Annotated in this window: 8 protein-coding genes; 3 read left to right on the top strand and 5 right to left on the bottom strand. The window is 72.5% G+C overall.

Annotated features, from left to right (window positions below; all coding sequences use genetic code 11):
* Nucleotides 1–133: 133 nt before the first annotated feature.
* The 3 genes from ELQ40_RS02700 to ELQ40_RS02690 all read right to left on the bottom strand — a co-directional run bounded on the left by ELQ40_RS02700 (nt 134) and on the right by ELQ40_RS02690 (nt 4,685).
* Nucleotides 134–307, bottom strand: a complete 174-nt coding sequence (locus ELQ40_RS02700) for a CsbD family protein (protein WP_127792290.1) — start codon at nt 305–307, stop codon at nt 134–136.
* 120 nt (nt 308–427) lie between these two features.
* A complete protein-coding gene (locus ELQ40_RS02695) occupies nt 428–3,580 on the bottom strand; it encodes a hypothetical protein (RefSeq protein ID WP_205649412.1) in 3,153 nt (1,050 codons plus the stop codon).
* A 208-nt stretch (nt 3,581–3,788) separates the two neighbouring features.
* Entirely contained in the window at nt 3,789–4,685 is an 897-nt protein-coding gene (locus ELQ40_RS02690; RefSeq protein ID WP_127792289.1) for a LysR family transcriptional regulator ArgP, read from the bottom strand.
* Nucleotides 4,686–4,757: 72 nt separating this feature from the next.
* Here ELQ40_RS02690 and ELQ40_RS02685 point away from each other — a divergent pair, with 72 nt between their 5' ends.
* Nucleotides 4,758–5,540 (top strand): LysE/ArgO family amino acid transporter, encoded by a 783-nt coding sequence (locus ELQ40_RS02685; protein WP_240665911.1) that lies wholly within the window; start codon nt 4,758–4,760, stop codon nt 5,538–5,540.
* Nucleotides 5,541–5,609: 69 nt separating this feature from the next.
* Here ELQ40_RS02685 and ELQ40_RS02680 read toward each other — a convergent pair whose 3' ends face one another.
* The gene (locus tag ELQ40_RS02680; protein WP_205649411.1) at nt 5,610–7,016 is read right to left on the bottom strand and encodes an alanine--tRNA ligase-related protein; all 1,407 of its coding nucleotides are present in this window, start codon (nt 7,014–7,016) and stop codon (nt 5,610–5,612) included.
* Nucleotides 7,017–7,213: 197 nt separating this feature from the next.
* On the opposite strand from ELQ40_RS02680, the gene ELQ40_RS19380 reads away from it, so the two are divergent.
* Nucleotides 7,214–8,053 carry a YciI family protein gene (locus tag ELQ40_RS19380; RefSeq protein ID WP_370296596.1) on the top strand — a complete coding sequence of 280 codons (840 nt, stop codon included), beginning with the start codon at nt 7,214–7,216 and terminating at the stop codon, nt 8,051–8,053.
* Nucleotides 8,050–9,387: an RNA polymerase sigma factor gene (locus tag ELQ40_RS02665; protein WP_205649472.1), complete on the top strand. Its 1,338-nt coding sequence runs from the start codon at nt 8,050–8,052 to the stop codon at nt 9,385–9,387. The genes ELQ40_RS19380 and ELQ40_RS02665 overlap by 4 nt, the downstream gene beginning before the upstream one ends.
* Nucleotides 9,388–9,529: 142 nt before the next feature.
* On the opposite strand, the gene ELQ40_RS02660 is transcribed toward ELQ40_RS02665, so the two are convergent.
* Complete coding sequence (locus tag ELQ40_RS02660) at nt 9,530–12,220, bottom strand: phosphoenolpyruvate carboxylase (protein WP_240665910.1); 2,691 nt, start codon at nt 12,218–12,220, stop codon at nt 9,530–9,532.
* Between the last annotated feature and the right edge of the window lie 115 nt (nt 12,221–12,335).

Genomic DNA, 12,335 nt, shown 5'->3' with positions numbered 1-12,335 from the left:
GCGGCCGCCCAGGTAGCGAACTGGGCCGGCCAACCGGTTCCGCACACGGAAGCGCCGCCGGCTCGGTACTCCGATCCGGCGGCGTCCTCTGGGTGTCGACCGGCCGGGCGCATCGCGCGCCCGGCGGCCGGGGTCAGTGCTTGAAGGCGTCCTTGACGTCCTCGGCGGCGTTCTTCAGGTCGGACTTGACCTGGTCGCCCTTGCCCTCCGCCTCGAGGCGCTCGTCGTCGGTGGCCTTGCCCCAGGCCTCCTTCGCCTTGCCCTTGACGTCGTCGGCAGCCGCGTCGATGCGTTCTTCGTTGCCCATGTCGGACTCCTCTCCGGCGGGGTCTCCGCCTGACCTTCGTCGGCGGGTTCACCGCCTGACATCGAGTCAACGTCACGGATGCCTCGGGCGGCAGGGGCTTGCCGATTCGGGGCCGAGCCGCTACGCCGGTCGTCGCCGCCGCGGCAGGGCGAGCACGCCGCCCACCGCGGCGACCACGAGCCCCGCAGCCGCGGCGGTCCACGCCGTGTCTGCCGGGATGTCGAGGTACACCGTGATGCCGAGGATGCGCGAGAGCCCCCACGGCAGCAGCGACATCTGGTCGTTCCACACCGTGACCGCGGCCTCGAGCCCGAGGAGTCCGACGAACCCGCCGACGGCTGCGAGCACGGCGCCCGCCGCGACGAGCACGACCCCGGTCGCCCGGCGAGCGCCGATCGCGCCGGCGAGCGCCCAGGCGGCGGCGACCACGACCCAGCCGAACGCCGCGAACGCGAGCGTGACGTAGATCGACCGCGCGGTCGGGTCGGTCCAGAAGCCGTACCAGTACCCGCCGGGGCCGGTGGGCGTCAGCACGGCGAGCAGCAGCGCGACCCGGATCGTCGCGGCACCGCCGATCGCGGCCAGCACCGGCCACGCCGCACGGCGGCCGAGCAGCAGCACCACGAGCGCGAACACCAGCCAGGAACCGAGGGTCACGACCAGGTGCGCGGGCGCGAGGAACCAGGTCTGGATGCCCCGGCTCGCAGCCAGCAGCACCGCGGGCACGGCGACCAGGAGCACGCGGTCGAGCGCTCCGAGGCCGGCGGTGACCTCGGCGGCCCGCCACGGCCGGGTCGCCGCGACCTGGAGCGCGAGCGCGGCCCGGGCGCCGGGCCATCCGGCCACGCCGGTCGCGGCGGCGCCGGACGCGGCAGGGCCGGACGCGGCAGGGCCGGTTGCGGCAGGCCCGGTTGCGGAAGACGCACGCCGTGCGGCACGCCGGGCCGCGATCTCGGCCGCGACCCCGTACGCGACCCACAGCACGAGCAGCGCCAGCAGGATGCGCGCGGCCCACGCCATGGGCAGGTCGCGCTCGGCGCGCTCGACGCCGAGCTGCGCCGCGGTCAGGTTGTAGGCCGGGTGGTACGGGTCACCCGCGTAGTCGGCCTCGTGCGAGGCGGCGGATGCCTCGAACGCGATGCGCGCGGCATCCCACCGCTCGTACGCGACCGGGTCGCCCGTGTCGTGCCACTGGCCCTGGCGCAGGAACATCTCGCGGTAGTCGCCGAGCATCGCGTACGTCGACGCCTGGTAGTCGAGCGTGGCGAGGAACTCGTCGCGCATCGCGGGATCGCGCCACGCGGAGGCATCCGTCGCCTCGACGCGCTCGCGCATCCGCTCGACGGCCTCGATCGCCCGATCGCCGCCGGCGATCGCCTCGTCGATGTCGTCACGACTGATGTCGGAGATGACGTCGAGCACCGCGCTGTCGCCGGTCACGATGTCCCACTCGAAGATCCACATCATGGGCGGCGGTTCGAGGCCGATGGCGAACACGCGACGGTCGGCGAACGGCCCGATGTAGAGCCCGTCGCTGATCGCCTCGCGCGAGTCGGCCATCGCCTCGCCGATCGCGCGGACGGTCGCCGGGTCGTCGGAGAACCAGCGCCGCGCCCAGTCGGCGGTGATCGCCGCCGGATCGGCGTCGGGGTCGCGCGCGAGGCGCACCGCGAGCTCGGTGTTCAGCTCGTACAACTGCCAGAACCCGGCCTTCAGTTCGAGCGAGAGCGGTCCGGCGCGCCAGGGACCGCCGTCCTGCGTCCAGGTCCAGATGCCCTCGACCTTCGGGTTCGCGGCGAGGAACCGCTGCAGCGCCTCCCGGTACTGCACGCCCAGGTCGTTCGGGAAGGCGCCGAAGTTCTCGAACTCGCGCCGGCTCTGGAACTCGACGATGCGCCGCTGGTCGCCGGTCTCGAGCGTGTCGTTGAACGGCAGATGGCTGTAGAAGTCGCCGAGCGTGTACTTCGTCGACACGATGAGCCGGTCCGAGTCGATGCCGTCGAGTACCGCGTGGTACGACTCCGGGTTCGTGTGCATGTCGCCCACCGCGCCCACGCCGACGCTCCAGGTGCGGAAGATCACTTCGCGGTCGACGCGTTCGGCCTGCGCGGTGAGCGCGGTGAGCATCGCACGCACCGAGTCGACCGTCGTCACGCCGAGCTCCGAGTAGTAGTCCCAGCCGGGCAGGTCGTAGACGCGCCCTGCCTCGCCGATGCGGATCAGCACGCCGTCGATGTAGGGCATCTCGGCGTAGAGCTCGTCAAGGCCGGATGCGTAGACGTCCCAGAACGCGGGGTCCGCCGTCGCCGTCGCGAGGTCGCCGAACCGGGCCGTGAGGTACTCCTCGAGCGGCGTGGTCAGCGTGAGCATGTCGGTGCGGAAGAAGACGTCGAGCCCGAGGTCGTGCGCCTGCTTCCACATCGGACCGAAGGCCGCACGCATCGCCTCGGCGCGGGCCACGTGGTCGTCGTCGGGGCCATAGACCGACCCGTCGCCGCCGGCCGCACCGTCGCCGACCTCGGAGAACGTCAGGTATTCGATGAGCCCGGGCACGGCGATCGCCGTGTACCCCTCGGCGAGTACATGGCGCACGTACGCGTCGAAGTCGGCCCGCGCGACCTCGAGCGCCGCCTCGTCGATGTAGGGCGCGTCCGCGAGGATCACGTCGGCGAACGCCTTCGAGTTGTGGGAGTAGTCGTCGCCGGCGGCCCACGCCTCCTCGTCGACCGTGACGCCGACGGCACCGAGGTCGACCATCCGGAAGCCGAGGCGGCTCGTCACCTCCTCGCCGAGGTGCTCGGTGAGCGGGCGGCGGTCGCGTGCCGCCGCGGCGAGGTCGTAGACGCCGCGGACCGCGCCGGCCGCGCCGTCGGCCACGATGCGCAGCGCCGAGGCATCCCCGTCGAGCCGGTACGTCTCGTCGTCGGGATCGCCGTCGCCCGGATCGCCGTCGCCGATCACGACCTGCAACGTCGCCGAACCGGATGCCTCGCCGGCGCCGCCGGCGCCGTCGATCGCGTCGTCGACGGCCGCTCGGAGTTCGTCGACGGCGAGGTCGAGCCGCGGCGTCGACGGCGCGTCGATCGAGGTGAACTCCGGCGGGAGCACCGCCGCAGTCTCGGGCGCAGCGGTGAGCAGCTCGGCCGGGACGTCGGAGGGCTCGCTGCTGATGCCGAGCTCGTCGGAGAGCACGAACGAGATGCCCGCGCCGAGCGCGAGGAGCACCGTGAGTGCGATCCCGACGGTCACCGATCGTCGGGTTCGCGTCTTCACGCGGGTGAGCGTACCAAGAGTGGGACGGATGTCCCAGTGCGGGCATCCTCGATGTCGACCCCGTGTGCATGAGAATCCGGCGCATAGGCCTGCAGGAGTGCCTGTAGGACGGATTCTCATGCACACGGTTCTTGCGGCCAGGCTCCGCGCGGCGCGGCGCGGTGTCACCTGGCTCGGTGTCGGGCGGCTGCGTATCGGGAGGCTGGGATCAGCCGCGCAGCGCGCGGGCGGCCTCGGCCACCACCCCGTCTGCGATCGCCGCGAGGAGCGGCGAACGCAGGTTCCACTGCTGCCAGTACAGCGGAACATCGATCGGCGGCCCGCCGAGCGCGACGAGGGCGCCGGACGCCAACTCCCCGTCGGACTGGAACCCCGGCAGCATCCCCCACCCGAGCCCGAGCTTGATCGCCACCGCGAAGTCGTTCGACGCCGGAACGTAGTGCCGGGGCGCGGCCGAGGCATCCGCCCCGACGAATCGCAGGTAACCGGTCTGCAGGTCGTCACGGCGATCGAAGTCGACGACCGGCGCCCGCGTCAGTTCAGCGGGCGTCGGCCGGCCGGTGAACCATCGAGCCGCGAACGCCGGCGTCGCGACCGCCCGGTAGCGCATCACGCCGAGCGTGCGGACGACGCATCCGGCGACCGGCGTCGCCTGCGACGTGACCGCCGCCATCACGGTGCCCGACTCGAGCAGCTCGGTCGTGAAGTCCTGATCGTCGCGGTGCAGGTCGAACACGATCGGATGCCGCGCCGACAGCTCTGCCAGGGCCGGGAGGATCCACGTGCCGAGCGTGTCGGCGTTCACGGCGAGCGGGATCGAGATCGGCCGCCCGGGACCGGCCGAATCATCGAGGCCGAACTCGGCGAGCGCCTCGTGCTCGAGCAGTGCGAGCTGGCGGGCGAGCCGTACGACGACGGCGCCCGCCTCGGTCGCCCGCACGGGCTTCGAGCGGACGAGCAGCACGCGCCCGAGTTGCTGCTCGAGCGCCTTGATGCGTTGCGACACCGCCGACGGCGTGACCTGCAGCCGACGCGATGCCGCGTCGAACGTGCCCTCGTCGACGACGGCTGCAAGGGTGCGGGCGAGCTCGAACGGAATCTCCATCTGAAGCCATGCTAATGGTGCTGCAGAATCCTGAACTGGAGTTCAGGTATGCTCCGCCGTACGGTCGAAGGCGTGGACCTCACCGCTCTCATCGCCGGCATCGGCCTCGGCCTCTCGCTCATCGTCGCCATCGGCGCGCAGAACCTCTTCGTGCTGCGCCAGGGCATCCGACGCGAGCACGTGTTCGCGGTCGCCGCGATCTGCGCGATCAGCGACTTCGTGCTGATCGTGGTCGGCGTCTCCGGCATCGGCGCGGTGCTGAACGCGGTGCCGTGGCTCGTCGACGTCGTGCGCTGGGCCGGTGCCGCCTTCCTCGTCACGTACGGCCTGCTCGCCGCGAAGCGCGCGTGGCGCCCGAGCGGCGAGGCGCTCCGCGTAGAGGCATCCGACGCGAAGGCATCCCCGTCCCCCGAGGCATCCGAGCCGGTGTTCGCGGTTCAGGAGATCTCAGCGCGCGACGGCGTGTCGGGGGTCGACACGCCGACCGGGTCGACCGGATCTCCTGAACCGCGCACGGATGCCCCCGCCGCGGGCGGCGGGCGCACCATCCGAACGCTCGCCCGGACCTCGCTGGCGGCGACGATCGGCACCTGCCTCGCGCTGACCTGGCTCAACCCGCACGTCTATCTCGACACGGTGTTCCTGCTCGGATCGGTCGCGAACACCCACGGCGACGGCCGGTGGTGGTTCGCGCTCGGCGCGGGTCTCGCGAGCATCCTCTGGTTCTTCGGGCTGGCGTACGGATCGCGCGGCCTCGGCCGGTGGCTGTCGGGGCCGCGGGCCTGGCGCCTCCTCGACGCCGTCATCGCGGTCGTGATGATCGCGCTGGGCGTCTCGCTCGTGCTGCCGCACTGACCAGAGCTCGCGTGATCGGGATCGGGCGGCGCGGCAGCCTCCGGCGCGTCCACGACGCCGGCCGCCCCGTCAGACGTGCAGCGTCGTGCTCTGCTGCGACCGCGCCCGCTGCGCGGCCATCTCGCCGTCGAACTCGGCCCGCCAATCGTCGCTGACCGCGATGCCCTGCGCCAGTGCCTCCTCGGCCGAGAGCTCGACCGGGAACCCGTAGGTGTCGTACAGCACGAAGAGCTCGTGCCCGGTGACGCCCGATTCGCGGTACTCGCGCAGCTGCTTGAGGCCCTTGCGCAGCGTGCGCCGGAACGACTGCTCCTCCTTCGCGAGCACCCGCTGCACGAACTCGGCGTGCTCGCCGACCTCGGGGTAGTGCGCCGCGTAGATCTGCGCGATCGTGGGGATGATCTCGGGGAAGAAGTTCTCCTGGAGGCCGAGGTCGAACGCGAAGCGCACCGCGCGCCGGATCAGGCGCCGCATGACGTACGCCTGGCCCTTGTTGCCCGGCTGCACGCCGTCGACCGCGAGGAACGTCGCCCCGCGCAGGTGATCGGCGATGACGCGCATCGCGCGGGTCTCGTCGTCGTAGCTGCGCCCCGAGAGCTCCTCGAGCTTCGCGATGATCGGATGCAGCAGGCCGATGCGGAACACGTCGGGGCTGTCGATCGCGGCGGCGGCGATGCGCGCGAGCCCGCCGCCGTAGTCGACGTTGCGGCGCGGCAGGGGTTCGAAGCCGTCCTCGGTGCGCCGGTACTCCATGAACACCGAGTTGCCGAGCTCGATGAACCGGCCGCAGTCGCAGTTCTGGTGGCAGTGCTCGCCGTAGGCGGGGTCGTGCTCGACCTGCGGGAACAGGTAGAACATCTCGGTGTCGGGCCCGCCGGGTTCGCCGACCGGCATCTCGGAAGCCTTGCCGCCCCGGCACCACCAGTTCTTGTCGCTGTAGAACGCGATACGGGCTCCCCCGGTGCCGACCTCCGACGCGTGCTCCTCGGTGCCGACCTCGACCTGGTCGGCCGAAACGCCCGCCTCGGTGAACAGCCGGGCCCAGATGCCCGCCGACTCCTCGTCCTTCGGGATGCCGTGCTCGGGGTCGCCGCTGAAGCACGACACGTAGATGCGGTTCGGGTCGAGGCCGACCTTCTCGGTGAGGAACGTCCACACCTGCGGGATCTGCTCCTGCTTGAAGTAGTCGCCGAGGCTCCAGTTGCCGAGCATCTCGAAGAAGGTCGTGTGGCGGTTGTCGCCGACCTCGTCGATGTCCTGCACGCGCAGGCAGGTCTGGCTGTCGGCGAGGCGACGGCCGGCGGGATGCTCCGCCCCGAGCAGGTAGGGCAGCAGCGGCTGCATGCCGCTTCCGGTGAACAACGTGGTGGGGTCGTCGCGCGGGATCAGCGGCGCCCGGGGGATGATGACGTGGCCCTGCTCGGCCATGAAGTCGAGGAACACGCGGCGGATGTCGTCGGCGGTCAGCGCAGTCATACGCCCCATCCTTGCCCTCGCAGGTCCGATTTCGCTAGGCTCTGTTGCCCTAGGGGGATGCGCACCTGAGGCGCCCTGCCAGGTGCGAATCCTGGGTCCTCCACCACGAGCTCCACGCGACACCCACACCGGGTGTCGATTCCCTCTCCCCTCGTTCGTCGTACCTGCGTAGCGTGACCGAGAGAGAGGATTCCGACATGGAATACGCGCTGTTCTACGCGGTGGACGAGACCGACGCCGTGCCGTACGACCCGGCGAAGGACGACATCGGCACCTGGGTCGACGAACTCGAGGCCCGTGGCGCGTCGGAATTCGGCGAGCGCCTGCGCCCCGAGCAGGATGCCACCACCGTGCGGGTCCGCGGCGGCGAGGTGCTCGTCGCCGACGGGCCGTTCACCGAGTCGAAGGAGTCGGTCGGCGGGTTCGACGTCATCGACGTGCGTGACCTCGACGAAGCGATCGAGATCGCGTCGAGGCATCCGGTCGCGTCCTTCGGACGCGTGGAGATCCGTCCGTTCGTGCAGTGGCCGGGCGCCGACGGCTCGCGCATCGTGCCCCGCGGGATGCCGGCGGCGGCCGAGGTGGGTCGACGACGCTACGTGATGTTCGTCGTGTCGGATCCGTCGGGCGAACGCACCGAGCCCGGCGCCGAGGCAGGCGGAGACGACCCCGAGGCCTGGGTCGCCGAGATGGACGGCCGCGGCGCGAGGCTCTTCGGGGAGGTGCTGCACCCGCCCGCAGACGCCACGTTCGTGAAGCGCCGCGGCGGCGAGGTCATCGTGTCGGACGGCCCGATGGCCGAGGCGAAGGAGTGGATCGCCGGCTTCGACTACCTCGAGGTCCGCGACCTCGCGGAGGCGATCGAGGTCGCGGCGAAGCATCCGATGGCGCGCGGCGGCACGATCGAACTCCGGCCGACCTGGCCGTTCGATCACTACGAGGACCATGTCGCCCGCGACCGGCGGGAGGCCGAGCTGCGCGACGTGCGACTCGAGCCGCCGGCCGCGTCGGCGCTCGCGAGGGCGGTGGTGCGCTGACCGGCGCGGCCGGCGACCGGGCGCACGGGCGGGCCTCCGGATCCGGCGCGGGCGGCGCTGGGCCGCTCGCTCCGGAGGTCGCCGACGCGCTGCGCGACGCCCACCGCGACGAGTGGGCGCGGGTCGTCGCGACGCTGATCCGCGCGACCGGCGATTGGGACGTCGCCGAGGAGGCCTCGGCCGCCGCGTTCGAACGGGCGGCGGCGACCTGGCCGCGCGACGGCGTGCCCCGCAACCCCGGGGCGTGGCTCACGACCGCGGCGCGCAACCTCGCGCTCGACCGGCTGCGGCGCCGCGGCGTGGAGGCGACGAAGGTGCAGGAGTGGCTGATGGCTGAACGACTCGAAGGGCGGGACGACGGACCGCCGGATCCGGCCGACCTGGTCGCGCGCACCGACGGACCGGCGTGGGACGACCGGCTGCGGCTGGTGTTCACGTGCGCGCACCCGGCTTTGCCGATGGAGGCGCGTGTCGCGCTGACGCTGCGCACGGTCGGCGGGCTCGAGACCGGCGAGGTGGCTGCGGCGTTCCACGTGCCCGAGGCGACGATGGCGCAGCGCATCGTGCGGGCGAAGCGCAAGATCCGCAACGCCGGCATCCCCTACCGGGTGCCGTCGAGCGAGCAGCTGCCGGAGCGGCTCGGCGGCGTGCTCGCGGTGCTCTACCTCATCGCGAACGAGGGCTACCTCGCCTCATCGGGCGAGCGCCTGCAGCGCCTCGACCTCGCCGACGAGGCGATCCGGCTGACCCGGCTCCTCACCGCGCTGCTGCCGGATGCCCCGGAGCCGCGCGCCCTGCTCGCGCTGCTGCTCCTGCAGCACGCGCGGTCCGACGCGCGGACGGATGCCTCGGGCGACCTCGTGCCGCTCGGCGAGCAGGATCGCGGTCGCTGGGACGCCGCCGAGATCGACGAGGGCCTCGCGCTCGTCGACGGATTCCGGGGTGCGGCGCCCGGAGCGTACGGCCTGCAGGCCGAGATCCAGGCGGTCCATGCGCGCGCGGCGAGCGAGTCCGACACCGACTGGCACGCGATCGCCGACCGGTACACCCGGCTGGCACTGCTGGCGGACTCGCCGTTCGTCGAGCTCAACCGGGCGATCGCCGACGGCATGGCGTTCGGCCCCCGCCAGGGGTTGGCCGAACTCGCTGCGCTCGAGGCATCCGGCCGGCTCGCCGGCTACCACCTGCTGCCGGCGGCCCAGGCGGACTTCCTGCGCCGGCTGGGACTCGCGGACGCCGCCGCCGAGCGCTACCGCGAGGCGCTCGCCACGGTGCGCACCGAGCCTGAGCGGCGGTTCCTGGAGCGTCGACTCGCCGAGGTGACCCCGCGCTGAACCGCACCCCTCGCCGTCGACGACGTACCGGATTCAGGAGATCGGAGGCTGCTCAGGACGATTCCGGCGATCGTCTCCTGACCTGCTTCCGATCTCCTGAATCCGGCAACACGACCTCGCGACGTCACGCCGGCCGACGCGCTCAGCCGGTGTTCTGCAGACCCGCGGCGACGCCGTTGACGGTGAGCAGCAGCAGGCGACGGTCGGGATCGTCCGGCGACGGCTCCACGGCGGCACGCACGGTGCGCAGGGCACGGAGCTGCAGCAACGACAGCGCGTCGACGTAGGGGCTGCGCAGCCGCACGGTGCGGCGGAGCACCGGCCGACCCTCGAGCATGCCGCCGCGGCCGGCGACCCGTACGACCCACTCGCGGGTCAGTGCGAGCTCGTCGAGCACGAGCTGCGCGAGGTCGTCGCGGTCGCCGAGTTCGAGGTATCGGCGGGCGATGCGCTCGTCCGTCTTCGCGAGCGACATCTCCACGTTGTCGATCATCGCCGTGAACAGCGGCCACCGCTCGTAGGCGTCGTGCAGGGCAGCCTCGTCGCCGACCTCGGCGAGCGCCGAGCCGAGCCCGAACCACCCGGTGAGGTTGATGCGCGCCTGCGTCCACGAGAACACCCACGGGATGGCGCGCAGGTCTTCGAGCGACTCCACCGACAGGCCCCGGCGGGCCGGACGCGAACCGAGCGCGAGCTGGCCGACCTCCTCCATCGGGGTGACCTGTGCGTACCAGGGCGCGAAGCCGTCGGCCTTCACGAGCTCGAAGAACCGGGCCCGCGAGGTTCGGTCGAGCCTCGTGCCCAGTTCGGCGAAGTCGGATGCCGCCTGCCGGTTGCGCGCCTCGTTCGACGGGCTCGACGCGACCAGGGTCGCGGCGGCCATCTGCTCGAGGTGGCGCACCGCGATCTGCTGGTCGCCGTAGCGGGCGAAGATGACCTCGCCCTGCTCGGTGAGCTTGAACCGGCCGTCGACCGAGCCCGGGGGCTGGGCGAGCACGGCCTCGTTCGCCGGGCCGCCGCCACGGCCGAGCGCACCGCCGCGGCCGTGGAAGAGCGTGAGCTCGATGTCGTTGACCTCCGCCCAGTCGGCGATGCGGCGCTGCGCGAGGTTGAGCGCGAGCGACGCCGACACCGGGCCGACGTCCTTCGAGGAGTCGGAGTAGCCGAGCATGACCTCGAGGCTGCGGCCGGTCTCCGCGAGCCTCGCCTGCACCTGCGGCAGGGCGATCAGGCCGTCGAGGATGCCGGTCGACGCGTCGAGGTCGGCGAAGGTCTCGAACAGCGGGATGACGTCGAGCACCGGGACCTCGGCCGGGTCGTCGAACGCGGCTGCGGCCAGCGCGAACACGTTGCCCAGGTCTTCGGCGGACTGCGTGAACGACACGATGTACCTGCGGGCGGCCCGCACGCCGTACCGCTGCTGCAGGCGCTTGATCGCCCGGAAGACCTCGAGCACCTCGACCGTCATCTCCGACCGCTCGCCGCCCGCGCGGATCTCCTCGAGCGCCTGGCGGTGCACCTTCGAGTGCTGGCGCACCTCGAGTTCGGCGAGGTGGAACCCGAACGTCTCGACCTGCCAGATCAGGTGCTGCAGCTCGCCGTTCGCGCTGCGCGCGGCACCGCCCGCACGCAGCGACGCCTGCACGATGCGCAGGTCGTCGACGAGCGCCTCGGGAACCGGGTACGCGAGCCGGGCGTCGCCCGTGCGGGTCGCCGCGATGCGAGCCGCGATGACCAGCAGCACGCGGCGGTGCGGTTCGTGCGGGGCGCGGATGCCGATCCGCGACGCGACTTCGGGTGCGAGCTCGGCCTGTCGTGCGGCGAGCGCCTCGAGCGCGGCGTCGGGCGGCGTCTGCGCGGAGTCCTGCGTGAGCGTGCGGCCGATGCGGGTCGCGGCGGCCTCGAGACCGCGCAGCACGTGCTCGGCCTGGATCGCCGCGGCCTCCTCGGTGACCTGCGCGGTGACGAACGGGTTGCCGTCGCGGTCGCCGCCGATCCACGAGCCGTAGCGCACGAACGCCGGTGCCTGCGCGGCGTCGAGGCCCGCGCGGTCGCCCAGGAGCCAGTCGTCGAGCAGGCGGTACACACGCGGCACGACCTGGAACACGGTCTGGTCGAAGATGCTCATGGCCGTGCGCACCTCGTCCTGCGGGGTGGGCCGGGTCGTGCGGATCGGCGAGGTGCGCCAGAGGGTGTCGACCTCCTCCAGCAGGCGCCGATCGAGCTCGGCCGTCGGGAGCGCCCCGAGCGCGGCTCCCTCGCGGGCGCCCAGCAGGTCGGAGACCCGTCGGATCGCCGAGGCGACCGCACGACGGCGGGCCTCGGTCGGATGCGCGGTGAAGACCGGGTGGAACCGCAGGCCCCGGAGGCGCCGTCGGGCCTCGTCGTCGCCGACCTCGTCGGTCAGGCGCTCGACCGCGGCCGCCAATGAGTCGTCGATGGCCTCGGGGCCCGACGCGCGTTCGCGCAGCACCCGCACGCGGTGGTGCTCCTCGGCGAGGTTCGCCAGGTGGAAGTACACGGTGAACGCCTTGGCGACCTGCTCGGCGCGTTCGGTCGTGAACCCGTCGACGAGCGCCTCGGCGCGGGCGAACGCGTCGTCGGCGCCGCCCTCGTAGGCGTCGATCGTGAGGGCGCGCAACCGCTCGACGTCGTCGAGGAGGTCGGATCCACCCGCCTCGACGAGGACCCGGCCGAGCAGTTCGCCCAGCAGGCGGACATCGGCGCGGAGGGCGGCGTCGAGCCGATCGCTCGCGCGATCGCGGTCGTCGGTGCGGTCATCGGTCGGGGCCTCGGACGCTGCTGCAGCGGGGTGCTCTGCGGTGGTGCTCACCCGATCGACCGTACCCAATCGGCGTGACGCCCGCGTTTCGGGGTCGTCACGTGACGGCATCCGCTCGCGGCGCCGGCGTCCGCGCAGGCATCCCCCGATCGGCGGATGTGCAACC

The sequence above is a fragment of the Agromyces sp. LHK192 genome, from assembly GCF_004006235.1.
Lineage (GTDB): Bacteria > Actinomycetota > Actinomycetes > Actinomycetales > Microbacteriaceae > Agromyces.
The sequence above is the reverse complement of the archived record's forward strand: the minus strand, read 5'-3'. Positions and strand labels throughout refer to the sequence as shown.